Here is a 20,534-nt window from a genome sequence, read left to right on the forward strand (position 1 = left end):
GGTCTACCTGCTTTCTCTGGTGCTTTCGAAGACTGCGAGATTCTCGAACTGGAAGAATGTTCCGCCGGTGCCGTGGGCGAGTGCGCGGCGCGCGCCATCGACCTGCATGACGTCCGGTGCGTCCCCCAAGATCTGCCACGCAGCGTAGATGTACGGCGCCAGCTCTCCGGCCACCCCCGCATTGGTGCACTTGGGCCCACCCGACAGATTGACCGGGAGCGAGCCGCCGTAGCGACTCTCTGCAGACCTGATGAGGTCGATACCCTCGCCGGGCCCGCACAATTGCAGGGCCTCGAGCTGCATTGGCTGCATGTGCGCGTAGGGGGCGAAGACCTCGACGAGATCGAAGTCTTCTCGGGGATTGCGGATATCGGCCAATGAGTAAACGCGTCGGGCCAGGATTGCCAGATTCTCCATGACGGCGAAATCGCCTTTGCCGCCACCGAGATACGGGTCGCCGGAGGTTCCGATCGCCTTGATGAGCGCCGGGGTGGTTCGCAGGTCTGCAGCTGATTCCCTGGTCGTCACCAACATCGCGTTCGCAGATGTCGAGACCGGGCAGACCATGGCCTGGGTCAGCGGGGACGACAACGGCGGAGATGCCAATACGTCCTCTACGGTCAGGGTGTATCGCAGATGCGCATACGGGTTGAGCGAGGCCTTTTCGTGGTCGGCGACCGCGATCGCCGCGTAGTCCTCGGCGGTGGTCCCGTGCCGTGCCTGGTAGGCGCTGGCAGCGAAGGCGCCCATGTGGAAACCGCCCATCCCCAGTGGCTGCTCCACGATCATGGGGGAGTTCGTGTTGATTGCCGCCTGCAGATCCTGCGCACCGTAGAACGTCGGGCCGCCCAGACACAGCACGCGCTGGTGTGTTCCGGAGCGGACCATTCGCGCCGCAACCTGCATGAGGTTGCCGCCCGTGGTGCCACCGGTGTTGAGGACCACGACGGGAACGTCGGATCCGATGCCGAGTTGTCTCGTCTGGAACTTGCCGCCGAGCACGGTTCCCTCGAAACCGTCGATGTTGCCGACGACGATGGCGTCCAATGATGACGGACTCGCCCCGGCATGTTCGAGTGCGGCGTGTGCGGCTTCTCTGCAGAGTTCGGTGAACGATTTGGTCTGTTTGCGCGGAGAGGCTGCCTCGGTGATGCCCACTCCGGCGACCACAGCCTGATATGCCATCTACACGCCTTCCACGATGAGTACGGTGCTGTCGAGGACGACGGTCCCCGTGATGGTGTCGACGGAATGTGCCACCGCGGTGTGCAGGTTGTGGTCGGACTCCAGCCGTTCAATGACCTCGAGCAGACGCAGGGCCCCGTTGGCCAGCCCGGGGTAGTTTGTCGCTGCGCCGCCGGATGGGTTGATGTGTTCGGGCGTCAAGGATTTGTCGAGCCCAAGTGCTGCGAGAAGCGGCTGATGGAGTGCTGCTGACGGGGCGGTGAACTCGACCAGATCGACGGTGTCCGCGGCGTCGCCGATCCCGGACGACCGGTACGCGCTCGCCGCGGCCCGTGCAGTCGACGCACCGGGATCCTTGAGCCAGTCGGTGTTCTCGAGATAGCTTCCCGTCGCGTGCCCGACTCCGGTGATGAGGGCGCCACGCGCTGTCAATCGGGCAGCTCGCGCCGGTGAGGCGAGTACCACCGCCGCTGCGCCTGTGCTGTACGCGGGAAGCATGAGTTCGGTCAACGGCCAGGCCGACGGGGGTGATCCCAGGATCTTCTGCGCGCTGGCCAATTCGGGCCGCATGGACCGCGCTGATCCGGCGCCGGCCGCGATGGCACGGGAGGTCAGTTCGGCCAGCTCCTCGAGCGTGGTGTGCTGCTGTTCGATGGCCCAGGCGGCGTGCAGACCGTACGACGTTCGGGTGGTCATGCCCACGGGCCGCGCGAAGTGCGCGTCGAAGGCCAGGTTCGACAACTGATCGAGAAACTCCTGCCGCAGGGCTCCGCGAGTCGACGTCTCGGGGTTGTAGGCGCCGACGGCGACCGCAATGTCGACATCGCCCGATGAGATCGCCTGTGCGGCAGCAATGATGGCGGTACCGACATCGGATTCCAGCCGGTAGGAGTCTTTCAGGTATCCGCCCGATGCGGAATTGGTGAGCCCGCTGGAGATGCTGCGGCCGTCCAAAATGTCCATCGATGCGGTGATCGTCAGACCGATCTCGTTCCGATTGACGTTCGCGGCGCGTAGCGCATCCGCTGTGGCCTGATAGACGAGTTCGTCGACCACCGCGTTGTGCTCCTCGCGCCACGAGGTCGTCGCGATCCCGGCGACGTGGACGGGGTCGAAGGGGCGATGCCGGCGGAGCGGGTCAACCACGGTGCACCAGCCCTGCGGGTGGCGGTGAGCCGTGAGCCGAATTCGGCGGCGTTTGCATACTAAGGACTCCTAGTCGGTTGGCCGGCAAGGCTGCCGGGAGGCGTGCGGGAGCGCTGCAGTTCTCTACACGAAGCGCTTTTTCAAGAGAGGCCTGTCGATCTTGTTGGTTGCCGTGCGGGGTATCGAGTCGACGATTTCGATCCGGCGGGGTCTCTGGAGCCCACGCAGGTTGGGATCGGACTCGCAGTACGCTGCGATATCCGCGGCACTGACACCGGGTTCGGTCGGTACGACGATGGCAGTCACTTGATTCGAGAGCCGCTCGTGCGGGGTACCGATGACGGCAACCTCGGCGACGAGCGGTGATGCGCTGAGAAAACCCTCGACCATCTGTGGAAAGACGTTCTCACCGCCGCTGATGATCATGTCGTCCGTGCGGTCCACGTAGTAGAGGTATCCGTCTTCGGCTCGGCGAACGAGATCGCTTGTCCGGAACCATCCTTCGGGAGTGAACTTATTCGAGTTCGCCTCCGGGAGTTGCCAATAGCCTGGTGTCACCGCGTCACCGCGCACCCAGAGTTCACCGATGTCACCGGTACCGACGTCTTCCCCGAGAGGCGTGACGATGCGGATCTCGACGATCTGTTCCAGTGGTTTGCCCATCGAACCCTCGCGGCGGTCCTCATGCGGAGGTTCGGTGATCGAGACACCGCTCTGCTCGGTCTGCCCGTAGATGTTGACCGGCACGATGTTCGTGGCGGCGGTCAACGCCGTCAGGCGGCTCTGGGGCAGCGCCGACCCGCCGATCGCACACACCCGGATCGAATCGAGTGGCAATCGGGTGTCGCCGAGTTCGTTGACGATGTCGATCATCATCGCGGGTACGAGAGCTGTCACGGTGATCTGCAAGCGCGCTGCATCCTTGAGCCACTCCCGCACCGCCCACCTGCGCAGCGTCGTGGTCCCGCCGGCCAGCAGCATCGGCAACAGGACCAACTGGAGGCCACCCACGTGGAACAGCGGTGTACAGACCAGGGCGCGGTCATCGCGCGTGATCGACCAGACGTCGATGGCGGCCTCGCTGACGGCGCCACAGTTGCGATGGGTCTGTCGGACACCTTTGGGCTGCCCGGTGGATCCACTCGTGTACATGAGTACGGCGTCGTCGCTGTCGAGGCGTGGCACGACGTCGGTGATCGGTTCGGTGGTCGAGATGATCGCCGGAAGCGTGGTGAAGACGCCCTCGGTGTCGTCCGACGAGACGATGCGACCCAGAATGTCGAGCCCCTCGAGGGCGTCCACGGTGCGGGGGACGTCGACCGCGGTGGTGAAGACCCATTGCACATCGGCGTCGATCGTGGTGTGGCGCAAGGCGGACGGATGGAACAGGTAGTTGTAGGGAACAACCACGGCGCCCGCCTGCCAGATCCCCAGCAACGTGACGATCCACTCGGGTTGGTTGTGCATCAGGATGCCGACGCGTTGCCCGGGCAGAACGCCTCGGTCGACCAGAAACCGTGCCACCCGCGCAGCCCTGTCGAAGAGGTCGACGTAGGTCACTTCGTGCGTGTCGTGGCGGATCGCCACTGCGTTCGGAGTCCGGTCGGCAGTCCGGCGGAGGTTGGTGTAGAAGTTCAACGTTTCTTCCTTCCGTCGCGAGTGATCGCGACATCGCCCGGCGTTCACAAGGCGCTGACCTCGATGTTTCCCGAGCGTAATCCGATCGACCGACCAAAAGTTGTCGCACTATGCGACGCGGGACTCGCTCGAGGTGTCCCGGAAAGCAACAGATTTGCGGCCGGGCGAATGCATACGGTCGAAGTGAACAACCCGGTTCGAGGAGCAGGAGGCTCAGACACATGGTGGACAATCCGGCCGATGACACCGCGGACGGCGATGTCAGGCTCGACCTTTCCGATCACGTCGCGACGATCACCATCGATCGTCCGTCGGCGCACAATGCGTTGACCGTGGACATGATCCGGACGTTGGCGGCCGCCATCGATAGCGTTCGCGGCGATGACGAAGTCCGGGCTGTGATCGTCACCGGCGCCGGCGACAAGGCCTTCAGTGCCGGGGGAGACCTGGGTGAGCTGATCCCTCGGCTCACGGCCGGGGAGCTCGAGGTTCTCATCCCGGACGCGTCAAAACGCTTCTTCTCTGACGTCTACAAGCCGATCATCGCCGCTGTCAACGGATTCTGCCTGGCGGGCGGGCTGGAGATATTGTTGGGTACTGATCTGCGTATCGCGGCTGATCACGCGACGTTCGGTCTGCCCGAGGTGCACTGGGGTGTCATCCCGGGGGGTGGTTCCCACGTCCGGCTACCTCAGCAACTCGCCTGGCCACAAGCGATGCACCTTTTGCTCGCGGCAGAGTCGATCGATGCGGCAGAAGCGTTGCGGATCGGCCTGATCAACGAGGTGGTCGCGCCCGATGAGGTGATGCCCCGGGCGCGGGAGCTCGCTCAGAAGATCGCCGCCCACGCACCCGTCGCCGTTCAGACCGCGAAGGAGATCGCCGTCAAGGCTCTGGGCAACGAACCGCGTTTCAATCTGGAGACCGCGCTGAACGAGCGGGTGCTGGCCACGCGCGACGCTCGCGAAGGACCGAGAGCATTCATCGAAAAACGTCAACCTCGATATGAGGGCAAGTGAAGAGCACAGGAGATTCCCGATGACCCATGACCTCCCCCCGACCGTGCACGCAGACAGTCGCGAACTCGTCGAGTCCATCTACGAGGCGGTGGACGGTGTGGCCGCGGCCTACCCGCGGGCAACCTTTCTCAAGCGAGCCCGTGAAAAGGGAGATGCGGCCGAGCTGTGGCAGGCACTCGTGGATGCTGGACTCCTGGCGATCGGTGTGCCGGAGTCGCTGGGTGGTGCGGGTGGTGGGCTGACCGGCAACACTGCGGTCATGGAAGCCCTTGCCAGGGCCGGTATCCCACCGTTGCTCTACTCGCTGACGTCCTTCTCGCGTGAAGCGATCATCCGCTATGGCAGTGAACAGCAGATCAACGATCACGTGCTGAGCACCCTGTCGGGCGAACGAAAGATCTGTTTCGGCGTCACCGAGCCCGAGGCCGGTACCAACTCCTTTGCGCTGCGTACGACGGCCAAGAAGACAGACGACGGCTACCGTATCTCGGGACAGAAGGTATTCATCTCGGGGGCCGATCAGGCGGACCACATCCTGCTGTTGGCGCGTACCGCCGCGCCTGGTGAAAAACTCACCCGGCGTACTGGTTTCGGCCTCTTCATCATTGATCTGTCTACCCCCGGAATCACGCTGAATCGCCTCGACATCGAGTGGTACGCACCCGAGAACCAGTACGAGATCTTCTTCGACGACGTTGCGGTGGGAGAGTCCGCGCTGATCGGGGAGGACGGCCTGGGTTTCGATTACCTCCTGGATTCGTTGAACCAGGAACGGGTGACGATCGCGGCCTGGGCACTGGGCCTCGGGAACGTGGCACTGGAGAAGGCAGTCGTCTACGCGAAGGAACGCGCACCATTCGGGAAACCGATCGGTGCGAATCAAGCGGTGCAGCATCCCCTGGCCCTGGCGAAGGCTCAGATGGAAGCGGCCAGGCATGTTATGTACGCCGCTGCAGCCGGTTACGACTCCGGGCTCGACGCCGGTGGACAGGCGAATATGGCGAAGCTGCTCGGTAGCAAGGCCGCTCTGGCGGCCGTCGAAGCCGCGATACAGACGCACGGTGGCTCGGCGTTCGTCTACGAGACCGATGTGGTCACCCTGTGGCCGATGATCAGGATCCTGCAGATCGCGCCGCTGAACAACGAGTCGATCCTCAACTTCATAGCCGAACGAGTTCTCGGCCTGCCGCGCAGTTCTTGATTGAAGTCCCGCAAATCTGTCGTCCGACGGGGTCCGCTCCCGCTGCACCTCGACGTCGAACCAACTGGCAAGGACCAGGCGACGCGGCGAGGCGCCGGTGGTCATCGTTGCAGTGATGCGTATCCCAGGGCAGACCACGATTTTCGAGACGGCGGCGGTCAACCGGTCATCAAGGCTCTCCAGTCGGCGGATCAGGGCACGGTCGCTTCCGAGGTGCATACCGTGCGGAGATTCTGCAGGAACCCGAGGCCATCTGCGGCGTTCGAGCTCGCGTGGATCACCGTGACCGCCGCCGAAATGCTTGTCGACCCTGTCTCGTGAGAAAAACGGACAATGTGATTCGGGTCATGGTGTGTCTCTGAGTCCGGAACGGTGATGACTCAGAGTGCGACAACGTGGATCCGATCTGAGATGTCACAGTCGTGAGGATGATGCGCGTGCGTTAGATGCGCGACCCAACTCTCGACAGGAGGCCACGCGGAGCGATGGCAGACGACGACATCTCACTGTTGCGCAAAGAAATCGGTGAGTTCTTGCAGACTCATGACCCGGCCGACACCCCTCGGACCGAGTTCTTACGGGCCCGTTTCGACGCCGGACTGGCATGGGTGCACTATCCGGAGGGCTTGGGCGGGCGGGGTCTCGATGCTGCTCTGCAGCCGGCCGTCGACGCGGAGTTCGCGGCCGCGGGCGCACCGGACAACGCCCCGCACCGCAACGTGATCGGCCTGGGGATGGCGGCACCGACGTTGCTGAAATACGCGACCGAGGCGGATCAGCGTCGCTGGCTCCGACCGTTGTGGACCGGCGAGGAGATCTGGTGCCAGCTGTTCAGTGAACCCGGGGCCGGTTCGGACCTGGCCACAGCAGGGACCCGGGCTGTTCGCGAGGGCGATGACTGGGTGGTCAACGGGCAGAAGGTATGGACCTCGCTCGCCCACGAGGCGTCGTGGGCGCTGCTGATCGCGCGTACCGACCCCGACGTCCCCAAACATCGAGGACTGTCGTACTTTGTCTGCGATATGTCGTCGCCAGGCATAGAGGTGCGCGCACTGCGGCAACTCACCGGCGAAGCCGAGTTCAACGAAGTCTTCCTGGGCGATGTGCGGGTTCCCGACGCGAATCGTCTAGGCGAACTGGGGGAGGGGTGGAAGGTCACCCAGACGACCCTGATGAACGAAAGGGTCGCGATCGGGGCTGGGATCGCACCCCGTGAAGGCGGCCCCATCGGGTTTCTCACCCAAGCCTGGCGTGATCAGACCGGCGCGCGCTCCGGGGCACTGCACGATCGGACGCTGTCCCTCTGGGCGCGCGCGGAGGCGGCCCGGCTCACCACGGCACGACTGAGACAGCAGATGGCCGCGGGCCTGCCCGGACCAGAGGGTTCGGGTGCCAAGCTGAGTTACGCGCTTCTGGCCCAGGATGTCTCGAACGCAGAGGTCGACCTGCAGGGTCATCTCGGCATGCGTTTCGACGACTACTCCTCGCGGCGGCCCGATCTCGACGAGGAAGGCCGCCGACCGGCTGGCTACAGGTTTCTGCGGACCAAAGGTAACTCCATCGAGGGCGGCACCTCCGAGATCATGCGCACCATCATCGCCGAGCGGGTACTCGGGCTGCCGGCCGAGCCACGAGTCGATGTGGACATCCCCTGGAAGGAACTCAAGCGATGACGACAGTGATCAACCCGGCCATCCCTGACCTGCTCTACTCCGAGACCGAGGAGTCGTTGCGAGAAGCCTTGGTGGATGCGCTCGATCGTTCGAATGATTGGCCGGTCAGGCTGGCCCGTTCGGAATCAGAAGCAACGGTCGACTCGACCTTGTGGCGGACACTCGCGGCCGACATGGGACTGGCCGGGCTGCCGATCGGCGAGCCCGAAGGCGGCGCCGGTGCCTCGTGGCGGGAGTCGGCGGTGGTCATGGAGGAACTCGGGCGGCGGGTCGAGGCGGTGCCGTTCCTTGGGTCCGCGATCACCGCGACTGCGTTGCTCGACGCGGTCGGCGGCGGCGACGTGCTCCGCCAGGTCGCGGCCGGCGAGATGGTCGCGGTGTTGGCGGTGGCTGCCGACACCCCACCGTGGCATCGGCCGCACGCTGTGGTTCGTTCGGATACCGGGGCCCTGGTCGGGCGGGTTCCGTCGGTCACTGACGCGTTGATCGCAGACCTGTTTCTCGTAGTGGTCAGTGATGAGCTGTATGCCGTACCGGCACGGTCTGTCTCAGTCACCCCTGTGACGTCTCTGGATATGACCCGGCAATTGGCGGACCTGCATTTCGACGATGCAGAAGGCATGCTGATCGCCTCCGGCCCGGACGTCACATTGGCAGCCGAACGTGCGCTGACCCTGTCGGTCGCGATGCTCGCGTCCGAGCAGCTCGGCGTGGCCGAGGCCTGTCTGACGATGGCCGTCGAGTACCTCAAAGAGCGGCGGCAGTTCGGACGTGTCCTCGGCTCCTATCAAGCGCTCAAGCACCGCCTCGCGGATCTATGGGTCGACATCACCCACGCTCGCGCGGCGGCGCGGCATGCTGCCGGGTGCGCCGCAGACGACAATCCGGACTTGCCGATCGCAAGTGCATTGGCGGGCATCGTCTGTGCTGAGGTGGCACTGAAAGCGGCCCAGGAGTGCATTCAACTGCACGGCGGGATCGGCTTCACCTGGGAACATCCGGCCCACCTGTTCCTCAAGAGGGCCAAGTCATCGACATTGATGTTCGGTGGGGTCGATGGCCGGCGCGAGCATCTAGGGACGCTCGTCGGAATCACCAGCGATGCTGGCTGGGAAGGCGACTCGACACCATGAGTGACTTGACTGGAAAGACGGCCGTGGTGACGGGCGGCAACGGCGGGCTCGGTCTCGGCCTGGCGACGGGGTTGGCCGCAGCGGGCGCCGACATCGCGATCTGGGCGCGGAACGTGGAGAAGAGTCAGGCTGCGGTCGAGACTTTGCGGAAACACGGCGTGAGGGTGGAAGCGGTCGCGTGCGATGTCGGCGACGAAGCCGCCGTGGTGCGCGCGACGGCAGAAACAGTCGAGGCGTTCGGCAAGATCGACTGCCTTGTGGCCAACGCCGGAATCGCCAGTGCCGACAGGTATGTCGACACCTCACTCGATGAATGGCATCGTGTTCTTCGCACCAACCTCGACGGCACATTTCTGACGACCCGCGAGGTGGCCCGCCACATGATCGACCGCGGCGAAGGTGGGTCGATGATCGTCTTGTCCTCGACGATCACCAAGTACGGCGCGGCCGGCCAGGCGGCGTATGCCGCGAGCAAGAGTGGATGCGCTGCGCTCGGCCGGACCCTGGCGGTGGAAATGGCGCGCTACCGAATCCGCTGCAACGTGCTGATCCCCGGGTGGGTGGCGACCGATATGAACACGCATCTGCAGGCCGATGAACGGTTTGTCGACAGCACCACTCGGCGGACCCCAGTACGCCGGTGGGCGACTCCCGACGAGTTCCATTCGGTTGCATCCTTTCTGGCCGATCCGAGTTTGACGTTTCACACCGGTAACGAAGTGATCGTCGACGGTGGCTACACGATCTTTTGACCCTGCATTCTGATCTGAAAGGCTCGACGTGACACTTAGTTTTGATTTCTCCGGTCGCACCGTGTTGGTGACGGGCGCCGCCCAGGGCATCGGGAAGGCGCTTGCCGATCACTTCGTCGGCGCGGCGGCCCGCGTGGTTGTCGCCGACCGCGATGCCGAACTGTTGAAGCAGCAATGGCCCGACGAGGGCGAATCGGTCCTGCGCCTAGAACTCGACGTCGCCGACGCCGAGTCCGTGCGCGTCGGGATCGAGCAAGTGGTCCGCACGTGGGGGTCGATCGATGTGGTGGTGAACAACGCGGGCGTCGCCCGTGACGCGGTGGTGTGGAAGATGACCGATGAGCAGTGGGACACCGTGCTCGCGGTCCACGTCACCGGCACGTTCAACCTCACCCGCGCCGCAGTTCCACATATGCGCACGGCCGGCTTCGGTCGAATCATCAACGTGACTTCCTACACCGGTATGCACGGCAACATCGGGCAATCCAATTACGCCGCGGCAAAGGGCGGGATCATCGGGTTCACCAAGTCGGTGGCGAAGGAGACTGCCCGGTTTGGGATCACGTGCAACGCCATTTCGCCGAACGCCGCCACGGCGATGGTAGCTGCCGTGCCACCGGAGAAGTTGGCAGAGATGACGGCGACCGTCCCGATGGGCCGGTTCGCCGATCCTTCGGAAATGGCTGCGGCGGTGGCTTTTCTGGCGTCGGACGAGGCGGCGTACATCACCGGGGTGGTCCTGCCTGTCGACGGTGGGGTGTCGATGTAGCGGTCGTGCAGCTGGATTGAGAAACGCCCCGGGAAGTTCCCCGGGGCGTTCTTGTTCACGGAGCCTATGGCAGAGCTACGGTTGCGGCGCCATCGAGGACCCGCGTTCCATCGGCGAGGTCGGCCCAAACATCGCACACCGCAGCGCCTCCCGAGATATCAGTGACCACTCCACCCGCTATCACCTCGTCGCCCGCTCGGACGTTTCCGCGGAAGCGGCACTTGATCCCCGAGAGCGCGGCACCCGATCCGACCCAAGCGGTGAGCATGTCGACGATGTAGGCCATCGTCACGCCGCCCTGGTTGATCTCGCGATCCCCGAGTCCGGCAGCGGCCACCGCGTCCAGGTCGAAGTGAATCGGGTTGGGATCTCGCAGGATCAAGGCCATCTGGCGAATGTGCTCGCCACTGACCGCCTTGACCTGGAAACGCGGGATCTCGGTGCCGATTGCGATAGTGGTCCCGATCGTCATTCTCGTCCTCTCTTGAACAGGTACACACTTTCGACAGAGCCCATGTCACGTTCCGTGTCGTCGAACACGGTGACCACCACCGTGACGCTGTCGAGGACTGACCCGTCCCGGGTGGTGCGGCGACCTGTGTCGGTGATCGTAGCGGTGGTCCGGTAGGTTGAACCCACTTCGAGCGGATGTCGTTGTTCGATCTCGCAGGTGCCGAACAGCAATGTGTCCTGGGGTCGTTTGTGAGCCAGCGTGCAGAGCTCCTCGACACTGATTCCCATGCCGCGCAATGCGATCACCAGGAACCAGAGGGAATGTGCCTGCGTTCGGTCATCGCTCGGACGGAGTAGCGCGTGGTCTGCGATCCGGCTCTCGTATTCTGTGACGGTCGTGTGGTCGCCGGGTAATTCGCGTCCGGCGAGGTCCGGACTCAGTTCGGCCAGAGATGTGGTCACCTGGGGTGACTCCCTTCGTGGATGATCTGCTCCGTCAGTAGGACCGTGGGAGGCCGAGTGTGTGCTGCGCGATGTGGTTGAGAACCATCTCGGTCGACACCGGCGCGATCTGCTGCAACCGGATGATGCTCCAGAGATCGGCGAGCCCGTACTCGTGGGCCAGCCCGTTTCCGCCGTGCACCTGGATCGCGGTGTCGAGGGCGGTGTGGCCGGCCTTGGACGCGAGGTACTTTGCCATGTTCGCTTGTTCGCCGGACGGAAGGCCGGCATCGAACAGGGCGGCCGCGCGCCACGTCATCCCGCGGGCGGCTTCGAGCTGGATCTTCGCCGCCGCCAGCGGATGCTGCACTGCCTGGTAGTTGGCAATCGGGGTGTTGTTCCAGACCGCGCGGGTCTTGGTGTACTCGCACGCCCGATCGATCGCGTACTGCGCGATACCGGTGCAGATCACAGCGCTGAGCACACGCTCGGGATTGAGACCGTCGAAGAGTGGTACAAGCCCACGATCGACCTCGCCGACGATGTCGGCGGCCGGGACGCGCACGTTGTCGAAGAACAGCGTGAATTGCCGCTCCGGCGCGGACAATGCGGTCGGGATCATCTCCATCGAGAGGCCCTCGACCTTCGGATCGACGATGAACAGCGAAAGCTTTCCCCGGCCGGTGGACTCGTCTTTGCCGGTCCGGGCCACGAGCAGAAACTTGTCGCAGTGATCCACGCCGGAGATGTAGTACTTGGACCCCCGGATGACCCATTCGTCGCCTTCCAGGGTGGCGGTGGTCGACACGTTGTGCGAGTTGGAGCCGGCATCGGGTTCGGTCAGCGCGAAGACGAACTTGAGCGCACCGCTGGCGATCCCGGGGAGGAACGCCTGCTTCTGCGCTTCGGTTCCGTGAAGAGAGAACACGCTGCCGGCGATCCCCTGGGACAGCACCATCGCGAGCTCGGGGCACCCCCCGGCAGACATCTCTTCGAGAACGATGGCCTGCTGGGTCAGGCCGGCCCCACTGCCGCCGTACTCCTCAGGGATGTTGAGACCGAGGTATCCGCCTGCGCCCAGTTCGTCCCAGAGTTCCTGCATGGGCTCGCCTGTGATCGAGCGTTCGCGATAGTACGAATGGCCGTACTTTCCGACGATCTTCGACACCGTGGACCGCAGCATGACTTCTTCGTCAGTGGGCAGCAAAGGCAACGAGGCGGCCTGATCGGTGTGTGACTCTGTAGCGGTAGACACCATGTGACGCGAGACCTCCTGGGGGATCGGGACGGTCGGCTGGGGTGGTTCACTGCAGCCAACATGCTCTGATAACGATGGCATGCGGTCGGCGGTGCGAGATGTCTCTTTTCGAGCCACATCCCCTCCGGGCCTCAGAAGTTGGTAGAACTCAGATCGATTCCGAGAGCCCGGACCTTCCGGTACAGAGTGGACCGGGCAATTCCTAGCTTGTCCGCGGCAAGTCGTTTGTTGCCGCGTGTCTCACGTAACGCGTTGATGATCGCCCGTGCCTCGACCTGCTCGAGACCGGCCAGCCGGCGACGCGAGGCGCGGACGCGGTAGTCCGAGGGGAGGTCCTGTGCGCCGATGTAGTCACGATGTCCAGTCCTCAGCAGGGTGCGGACTAGGGTTTCGATCGAGGCGACGTTCCGGTCCCAGTCGAGCCGGCTCAGCGTCTGCACGGCATCAGACATCCAGTGCACCTTGCGGTCACTGTCCGAGTACCGCGCGCTGAAGGTGTCGAGTAGCAGTGGGAGATCATCGAATCGCTCGGCCAGGGGCGGCACTTCCAGCACACAGTCGAACCACTCGACCAGTGGAATGGCCGCGTTGCCTGCCTCATCGGTCGTCATCGTTGCCGCGACCGGTACGCCCCGGTCGCGCGCCACCGCCAGAGAACTGGCGACCGTGCGTTGGACGTCGTCGTCGATGAGCTCGAGGTGGCGCAGTATCACCGGTGATTCGCCGTCGCAGGACGCACTATGGACGGCCGACAACCACTCCTGCGACTGATCAGATCGATAGGCGCGGGCATCAATGACCGACGCGCTGGTTCCGAGCATGCTCGTCAGCACCGCGAACTTTCCGGTGCCGGCCTCGCCGACGGCAAGCGTGGACAGCTCCGTCACCGCGGTTGCCTTGTCGCACAGACGTTGCCAGGCCGAACTGTTGCCGACCAAGCCGGGTAGCACCGACTTCCGAAAGGTGGGAAGGGGCGCCGCAGAGTCGGAGACCGGCTTGACTCGCATGAGGGCGCCGACCAATTCGGGACCGTCAGAGACCGGCGTGACGTGCACGTCTACGAATGAGCCGTCGGAAAGGGTCAGTGATCGCACCTCGGTGGTGGTGTTGACCGCCATCGCTCGCGCCGCGTGCTCCCACAGGATGGGCTGATCAGCGGTGGAGACGATCCTGGACGCGGCGGCGTTGCTGATGACGGTGTGCTGGTCGAGACAGATCACGGGATGGCGACTGTCCCGGTTGTCAGACAAAAAGGCGTTGAACAGAAGGTGTTCGCGGCGCGTCGCCACGACTGCGAGTTCGCGCTCGATGGCCGCGGCGACCTCGCGGACCCAGGACAGCATGATCGGACTGGTGTCCTCGTACCGGCAGGTGAGATTGAGGGTGCCGATGATGCGCTTGCTCACCGGATGCGTGATCGGCGCGCCGGCGCACGTCAACTGCAAAGACTGCTCGAAGAAGTGCTCGGGCCCGGCGACCATCGACGCACGACCGGTCTCCAAGACCATCCCGCCGCTGTTGGTTCCCACGGACGTTTCCGCGAACGAAAAGCCCGGGAGTACATCGTGCTGGTCGAGTCGGCGAGTCAGTCGAGAGTCCTCCACACATCGCTGCAAGACCTGACCCTCGGAATCAGTGATTGTCAGACTGCTGAAAGAGTCGACCAGTGTGGCGCGGCGGGCCTCGATGATCGGACCGGCGACGGTCAAGAGATGCTCGTTCGGTGCCGCGTTCTTCTCGTGTACCGGCCGGGACCGCTCGGGCTCGAGGCCGTACATCATCGACCGGCGCCACGATTGCATGATCTCGCCCCGAACAACCCCGTTGTGGACCTCCGCGTCTCCCGACAGAAATCTTTCACGAACCTGGAGGAGGGTGCGAGTGCGTTCGTCTAGTGCCACCGGATTCTCCTTTGAAGCTGGCGTGCGGGCCTGATCGCGCGATGGCTGATCCGTCCTGCACCGATTGTGATGTGGGCCACGAAGCCATCGTACGACTACTGACCTCGATGTCAATAGTCGGGCCGCGGGCCTGGTTGGTGCAGGTCGGCAGCGACGGTGCGTCTTGTGTGTCGTTTTGCGTCATCACGTGTGGGCGGCCACACATACGGTGATGTCAATCGCTTCCGACCGAAACCCATGCATCACCCAGCGTGATAGGAGAAACACTGTGACACAGTCGATTCAGCGTCCGGAGTGGGCCAACACCGGATCACCGGCGCAAACCTCGGAGGGCGCCGACGAGGCCCTCGTCCTCGAGTTCATGAGTGCTCTCGAATCCAATGACGCCGACGCACTGATCTCGTACTTCATCGAGGATGGCATGTATCAGAACATGCCTTTGCCGCCGGCGTACGGGCGTGACGCCGTGCATGCGACGTTGGCCGGGCTGTTCTCAGTGCTTCGAATCGATAAAATTGACACCTTGCACATTGCCTCCCGCGGGGACATGGTCTTCACCGAGCGGGTCGATCTCCTGACCGCCCTGCCGACCGGTAAGTCGTTCGAATTGCCCGTCCTCGGGGTCTTGCAACTGCGCGACGGCAAGATCGCCGCCTGGCGGGACTATTTCGATCTGAGGGCGTTCGAGACGGCTGTCGATTTCGCGCTCGGCGCTCCCTGAACTCATCGGGCCGTCAATACTCACCGCACACCTAGCATCAGGAGATCGCACCATGGCAAGCAACTACGGAAATGTCGAGTTCGGGGCGTTCTTGGCGCCTTGGCACAAAGCCGAGACCGACGCGAACTACGCCATCCATTCCGACCTCGAACTGGTCGAGCACATGGACCGACTCGGTTTCGCGGAGTTCTGGATCGGCGAGCACCATTCGGGGGGAGTCGAGATCGTCTCTTCACCGGAGGTCTTCCTCGCCGCCGCTTCGCAGCGGACCTCGCGGATCAAGCTTGGTCTCGGCGTGGTGTCACTGCCTTATCACCACCCGTTCATGGTGGCCGAGCGTCTCGTGCTCCTGGACCACTTGTCGCGCGGGCGTGTGGTTTTCGGTGCGGGACCGGGGCAGCTGGTCGATGACGCCAACATTCTCGGTATCGACCCGGTCCAGAGCCGTAAAAAGATGGAAGACGCGTTCGACGTCATTCACCGGTTGCTCAACGGTGAGACCGTCACCAAACAGACCGATTGGTTCACGTGCAACGACGCTTACCTGCACGTCACGCCATACTCGACGATAGACAAGGCCGTCACCGCCACCGTGTCGCCGACCGGTCCGAAGCTTGCCGGAAAGTACGGTGCAGGGATCCTCTCCCTGGCTGCGACCAACCCGGATGCGATTGGCCTGCTCGCCGACCATTGGCAGATCGCGGAGCAGCTGGCGGCGGAGAACGGCCAGGTGGTCGATCGACGGAACTGGCGCCTGACCGGGATCATGCACGTTGCCGAAACTGAAGAGCAGGCACGAGAGGACGTCCGGCACGGGCTGCTCTATCTGCTGAACTACCTCTCCGAGGTGACCCCCGGATTCCCGAAGTTCCCCGATGTGGACTCCCTGATCGACGGGATCACCAGCAGTGGTCTGGCTGTGATCGGAACACCGGAAATGGCCATCGCGCAGATCGAACGGCTGCAAGACGCTTCGGGTGGTTTCGGCAAGTTCCTCGTGCTCCACGGTGAGTGGGCCCGCCCGGCGGCGGGGCTCAAGAGCTTCGAACTCATCGCCGAGAAGGTGGCACCAGTCTTCAACGGCACGGCCGCGTCCCGCCGGCGCGGATACGACCAGACGGTCAACAGCAACCGTGCGGGAGCGGCTGCTACTGAAGCGGGTCAGGCCGAAGCTCGGCAGCGGTTCGATGCCGAACGCAGCGTCGTTGCCAACTGACGCGCCGGCTTCGCGTCGTCCTTCAAGTCGGCGCGGGAGCTGTTGTCGGCGGTCAGATGTGGGAGGTGCCCGTGCTGTCTCCCGCATCTGTGAAGGGATCGGCAGTTCGCTCTCCTTCAGGTGTTCGATGCCGCGAATGTGCGCACCGACGTCCTCGCCAATAACGCCAGAGATTTCTCAGGGCGCCAGGACCAAAACCGTGCACAACTCTGTTGATGAATAGTCCCTCGTCGTCAGTTGGATCTCGCCGTCTGTTGACCACCATTCCGAACACTCACGACATCTGATTTGGCCTGGCAGGGTAAACCAGGGGCGACTGGATTCCCCGACGAGACTCGCGCGCCCAGAGTGAGCTCTCGTCAGGGAAGGCACGCCCAGCTCGTCGAGCCTTGGTTTCGATACTCATCGGTATACCTGGTCCAGCAACGAAGTCGCCGGAACAACAGTGCTAGCTGTAAAGACGTGTCACAACAGGTTTCGAATATGGTGATCTAGTGGCACTGCAGCACAACGGGTTACATTGATGCCCGAGGGGTGCCTATTCTCGGTTCAGCACAGAATTGGCCTGTACTGAGTGAGCGCCGCCGGCCGCTGGTGGGCAGTGTCGGACCATCGCGGGTGTGTGGACGGGTTATGTTTCACTGTTAGGAGATATTAGCGCCGCTCGGATAGCCGTGGCGACGAGTTCGGTCTTGGTCCGGGCACCGACCCGTTCTTTGAGCGCTTGCACGTGGAAGCGGACCGTCGACTGTGAAATCGACAGTTTCTGGGCGATTTCCGAGTAGGTCAGGCCTTCGGCGACCAACTCGAGGACTCGGATTTGGCGGGGCGTGAGGGACTTTCCTCCGCCGCCACCGGCCTGCTGGGAGGACTCTGCCGCGAATAGGCGATGAACGATGGAGGCGGTACTGGCGGGTCGGGTGCCCGGTTCCGTTGTTGCTATCTCGCGCAGAGCTTTCCGTAGTTCGTCCAAACCGCTTGCTTTGGTGACGAATGCGACTGCGCCTGCGGCAAGTGATTGACGCACGACCTCCTCGTTGAGATAGGTCGTCAAGATGATCACCGCTGTCGCGGGGGAGGTTTCCAGGATTTGGCGACATAGTTGATCACCCGTCGTATCCGGCAAGCGATAGTCCACCACAGCGGCATTGGGTTGAGTCTGCTTGATGCGATCGAGCGCCTCCGCGCCGGTCCCGGCTTCACCCACGACCTCGATATCGGCATCCTTCTGCAGAACCGTCCTGAGCCCCTCACGTACGATTTCGTGGTCGTCGACAATGAAGACCCGCATCATGAACTCCTTCTTCGGTGCTCGGAGTGGTGACTCGTCGCACCAGTCAACGCCGTGCCAGGGCGTCTCGGCAATAGTCCGCTACCTCGGTCAGTGCATCGTCGGCGTCGTCGACGAGGCCGATCAAGGGCGCAAATCCGTGAATCATGTTTGGATAGCGTTTGATACGAACCTCCACCCCGTGCGTCGCCAGCATCGCGGCGTACTCGAGGGCTCCGTCGCGGAGGATGTCATGCTCGGCAACCACAAGCAGCGTTGAGGGCGACCTTCGCAGATCGGGGGCGTGAAGTGGTGAGATCTCCGCTCTCGACCGCACCGCAGGGTCGGGGGCGTAGTTGTCCCAGAACCACGCCATATCGGCTTCGGTCATCAAAAGTCCGGGGCCACCGAACTCGGCGAAGGAGTCGCGGCTGTCGTCGGTGTCTACGACGGGATAGATCAGCACCTGCCCTGTGACAGGTAGGCCCTGATCGCCCGCATAGAGCGTAGTGACGGTGGCCAAGTTCCCGCCCGCGCTGTCACCGCCCAGGACGATAGAGTCACCTGGACACTCGCGGGCAACCCATTCGAGAGCGGCGCGAGCATCGTCGAGCGCCGCCGGATAGGGATGCTCAGGTGCAAGCCGGTATCCAACGCTGATGACTCGATGTCCGCTGGCGACGGCGAGGTGGCGGCAGTATCCATCCGAGTCTTCGATCCCGCCAAGCGTCCAGCCCCCACCGTGGAAGTAGAGAATCGTGCCACGTCGTGACGATGGAGTTGGCAGGTATGTCCGGAACGGGACTACACCGCCCGCCCGGGGAAGCACTCGATCGCGCACCGAGTGAACCGGTGGAGCCGGTGGAAGCAGGCCGCGGATCGCCGAGACCCGCGCCCTAGCGTCAGCAAGCGGGATCTGGTGTAGGCCAGGTGCTCCCGCGGACTGTTCCAGCAGGCGTCGGATCTGCGGGTCTACCGGCCACCGTGCCGGTCTGGTGCTCGTCACACTGTCACTCCTTGGTTCGCACTAGTTTCCCTCCACGAGTTTGGCCTCTCAACACGGATGAGTGAAGCGATACCGAAGAACGTCGCTGCCGACTGGCTGTAGTGACAGGTGCGGCAAACGGATTGTCGACGCATGCGTTCGTACTGGCTGAAATGCCAGTGGGCGGCGTGATCCACCTCGCATCTAATGGGTTGTGAGGCAACAGGAGGATGGAACTTGAGCACACTGATTGATCTTGACGCTGTCGAGGCGACCGCGGAATTGCAGACGCTGCCGCAATTCATCGGTGGTGAGATGGTCGAATCCGATGGCGACGACGTCATCGACACCGTCAACCCCTATAGCGGCAAAGTCTGGGCCCGAGTGTCCAATGCCACCGCGACCGATGTCGATAGAGCGGTCGTAGCGGCCCGTGCCGCATTCGACGGCGGATGGGGCCAATCGACGGGGCATACCCGCGCGACAATCATGCGCCGACTGGCGGTCCTGCTCTCTGAGAACGCCGAGCATCTCGCCCGCGTCGAGAGCAACGATAACGGCAAGCTCGTCCGTGAGACGCTGGCCGTCGCCCAGAATCTTCCGCGATGGTTCAACTACTATGCAGGATCTGCCGAGCGGATGTTCGGGTCAAGCGTGCCGGTAGCCAATCCCAACTATCTCGTCTACACACTCCGTGAGCCGATCGGCGTGGTCGCGGCGGTGGTGCCGTGGAATGCGCCCCTGATGCTGTTCACCATGAAGGTTGCGCCAGCCCTGGCGGCCGGGTGCACTTTGGTGGTCAAGACATCTGAGCAGACCAGTGCATCGGCGTTGGAGTTCGCGAAACTCGCAGCCGAGGCTGGCCTACCTGCCGGCGTCCTGAACATCATCACCGGTACCGGACAGACCACAGGCCGCGCACTCGTCGGACACCGCGGTGTTGACAAAGTGTCATTCACCGGCTCGACCCGCGCCGGTGTCCAGGTGATGAAGGACGCTGCCGAGAACATCGCGCCGGTCACGCTGGAACTCGGCGGCAAATCGGCGAACATCGTGTTCGCCGACTCTGATCTGGATGCCGCCGCCAATGGCGTCGTTGCGAGCGTTTTTGCTGCCGCGGGCCAGATGTGCATCGCGGGAAGCCGTCTGCTGGTGGAACGTCCCATCTTGGATGCGTTGGTGGACAAAGTTGTTGAGCGTGCAGGATCTATCAAGCAGGGTGACCCGTTTGATCCGGCCAGTGAGATGGGTCCACTGGCCACTGCGGAACAACTTGAGCGGGTACTGGGCATGCTCGACAACGCCAGGGCCGACGGCGCCACCTTGCGCTGCGGCGGGCGTCGATCTCAAGGAGCTGGCGTCGACGACGGATATTTCATTGAACCCACCGTATTCACCGACGTCAGCCAGGATATGCAGATCGCCAGGGAAGAGATCTTCGGGCCGGTCCTCGGCGTCTACCCGTTTGATACCGAAGAACAGGCCATCGCAATGGCCAACGACACTGAATACGGTCTGGCGGGCGGGGTGTGGACCAACGACCTGGCCCGTGGCCATCGGATGGCGCGCGCAGTGCGTGCTGGGACCGTCTGGCTCAACAGCTACCGCGTCACCGATCCAGCGGTTCCGTTCGGTGGCATGGGCGCCAGCGGCATGGGCCGCGAGAACGGTGACGAGGCCGTTGACGCCTACACCGAAACCAAGGCGGTGTGGGTCGAGCTCAGTGGAGAGACCCGCGATCCGTTCAAGATGGGCTGACTCGCCCCCAGCGTT

18 protein-coding genes are annotated in these 20,534 nt (G+C 63.5%); 9 read left to right on the forward strand and 9 right to left on the reverse strand.

Features of this window, described 5'->3' with window-relative positions; genetic code table 11:
• Positions 1-3: 3 nt before the first annotated feature.
• The 3 genes from DFR67_RS26435 to DFR67_RS26445 all read right to left on the reverse strand — a co-directional run bounded on the left by DFR67_RS26435 (position 4) and on the right by DFR67_RS26445 (position 3,969).
• On the reverse strand, positions 4-1,185 hold the full coding sequence (locus tag DFR67_RS26435; RefSeq protein WP_110472455.1) for a thiolase family protein: 1,182 nt from the start codon (positions 1,183-1,185) through the stop codon (positions 4-6).
• Positions 1,186-2,331: a beta-ketoacyl-[acyl-carrier-protein] synthase family protein gene (locus tag DFR67_RS26440; protein WP_110472456.1), complete on the reverse strand. Its 1,146-nt coding sequence runs from the start codon at positions 2,329-2,331 to the stop codon at positions 1,186-1,188.
• Between the two features lie 123 nt (positions 2,332-2,454).
• Complete coding sequence (locus DFR67_RS26445; protein WP_110472506.1) at positions 2,455-3,969, reverse strand: class I adenylate-forming enzyme family protein; 1,515 nt, start codon at positions 3,967-3,969, stop codon at positions 2,455-2,457.
• A 221-nt stretch (positions 3,970-4,190) separates the two neighbouring features.
• Between DFR67_RS26445 and DFR67_RS26450 the strand changes: the two genes are divergently transcribed.
• The 6 genes from DFR67_RS26450 to DFR67_RS26480 all read left to right on the forward strand — a co-directional run bounded on the left by DFR67_RS26450 (position 4,191) and on the right by DFR67_RS26480 (position 10,516).
• Complete coding sequence (locus DFR67_RS26450) at positions 4,191-4,988, forward strand: enoyl-CoA hydratase/isomerase family protein (protein WP_110472457.1); 798 nt, start codon at positions 4,191-4,193, stop codon at positions 4,986-4,988.
• Between the two features lie 19 nt (positions 4,989-5,007).
• Positions 5,008-6,189, forward strand: a complete 1,182-nt coding sequence (locus DFR67_RS26455; protein WP_110472458.1) for an acyl-CoA dehydrogenase family protein — start codon at positions 5,008-5,010, stop codon at positions 6,187-6,189.
• Positions 6,190-6,674: 485 nt separating this feature from the next.
• A complete protein-coding gene (locus DFR67_RS26465) occupies positions 6,675-7,862 on the forward strand; it encodes an acyl-CoA dehydrogenase family protein (protein ID WP_110472460.1) in 1,188 nt (395 codons plus the stop codon).
• Positions 7,859-8,995, forward strand: a complete 1,137-nt coding sequence (locus DFR67_RS26470) for an acyl-CoA dehydrogenase family protein (protein ID WP_110472461.1) — start codon at positions 7,859-7,861, stop codon at positions 8,993-8,995. The genes DFR67_RS26465 and DFR67_RS26470 overlap by 4 nt, the downstream gene beginning before the upstream one ends.
• Positions 8,992-9,747: an SDR family NAD(P)-dependent oxidoreductase gene (locus DFR67_RS26475; protein WP_110472462.1), complete on the forward strand. Its 756-nt coding sequence runs from the start codon at positions 8,992-8,994 to the stop codon at positions 9,745-9,747. The genes DFR67_RS26470 and DFR67_RS26475 overlap by 4 nt, the downstream gene beginning before the upstream one ends.
• A 28-nt stretch (positions 9,748-9,775) precedes the next feature.
• Positions 9,776-10,516, forward strand: coding sequence for an SDR family oxidoreductase (locus DFR67_RS26480; protein WP_110472463.1), 741 nt, complete (start codon positions 9,776-9,778; stop codon positions 10,514-10,516).
• A gap of 64 nt (positions 10,517-10,580) precedes the next feature.
• Here DFR67_RS26480 and DFR67_RS26485 read toward each other — a convergent pair whose 3' ends face one another.
• The 4 genes from DFR67_RS26485 to DFR67_RS26500 all read right to left on the reverse strand — a co-directional run bounded on the left by DFR67_RS26485 (position 10,581) and on the right by DFR67_RS26500 (position 14,569).
• On the reverse strand, positions 10,581-10,988 hold the full coding sequence (locus tag DFR67_RS26485; RefSeq protein ID WP_110472464.1) for a MaoC family dehydratase: 408 nt from the start codon (positions 10,986-10,988) through the stop codon (positions 10,581-10,583).
• Entirely contained in the window at positions 10,985-11,431 is a 447-nt protein-coding gene (locus DFR67_RS26490) for a hypothetical protein (RefSeq protein WP_110472465.1), read from the reverse strand. The genes DFR67_RS26485 and DFR67_RS26490 overlap by 4 nt, the downstream gene beginning before the upstream one ends.
• Before the next feature lie 34 nt (positions 11,432-11,465).
• Complete coding sequence (locus tag DFR67_RS26495; protein WP_170135289.1) at positions 11,466-12,623, reverse strand: acyl-CoA dehydrogenase family protein; 1,158 nt, start codon at positions 12,621-12,623, stop codon at positions 11,466-11,468.
• Positions 12,624-12,799: 176 nt separating this feature from the next.
• Positions 12,800-14,569 (reverse strand): sigma-54-dependent Fis family transcriptional regulator, encoded by a 1,770-nt coding sequence (locus DFR67_RS26500; RefSeq protein WP_110472467.1) that lies wholly within the window; start codon positions 14,567-14,569, stop codon positions 12,800-12,802.
• 268 nt (positions 14,570-14,837) lie between these two features.
• Here DFR67_RS26500 and DFR67_RS26505 point away from each other — a divergent pair, with 268 nt between their 5' ends.
• Together DFR67_RS26505 and DFR67_RS26510 are read left to right on the forward strand one after the other, a co-directional pair.
• Positions 14,838-15,290: a limonene-1,2-epoxide hydrolase family protein gene (locus DFR67_RS26505; protein WP_110472468.1), complete on the forward strand. Its 453-nt coding sequence runs from the start codon at positions 14,838-14,840 to the stop codon at positions 15,288-15,290.
• Positions 15,291-15,342: 52 nt separating this feature from the next.
• On the forward strand, positions 15,343-16,506 hold the full coding sequence (locus DFR67_RS26510) for an LLM class flavin-dependent oxidoreductase (RefSeq protein WP_110472469.1): 1,164 nt from the start codon (positions 15,343-15,345) through the stop codon (positions 16,504-16,506).
• Positions 16,507-17,137: 631 nt separating this feature from the next.
• On the opposite strand, the gene DFR67_RS26515 is transcribed toward DFR67_RS26510, so the two are convergent.
• Positions 17,138-17,797 carry a response regulator transcription factor gene (locus DFR67_RS26515; protein WP_158540047.1) on the reverse strand — a complete coding sequence of 220 codons (660 nt, stop codon included), beginning with the start codon at positions 17,795-17,797 and terminating at the stop codon, positions 17,138-17,140.
• 46 nt (positions 17,798-17,843) lie between these two features.
• The gene (locus DFR67_RS26520) at positions 17,844-18,782 is read right to left on the reverse strand and encodes an alpha/beta hydrolase (protein WP_110472471.1); all 939 of its coding nucleotides are present in this window, start codon (positions 18,780-18,782) and stop codon (positions 17,844-17,846) included.
• 294 nt (positions 18,783-19,076) lie between these two features.
• Here DFR67_RS26520 and DFR67_RS26525 point away from each other — a divergent pair, with 294 nt between their 5' ends.
• On the forward strand, positions 19,077-20,519 hold the full coding sequence (locus tag DFR67_RS26525) for an aldehyde dehydrogenase (RefSeq protein ID WP_425451350.1): 1,443 nt from the start codon (positions 19,077-19,079) through the stop codon (positions 20,517-20,519).
• Positions 20,520-20,534: the final 15 nt, after the last annotated feature.

The organism is Williamsia limnetica (assembly GCF_003217475.1).
Classification (GTDB): Bacteria; Actinomycetota; Actinomycetes; order Mycobacteriales; family Mycobacteriaceae; genus Williamsia; species Williamsia limnetica.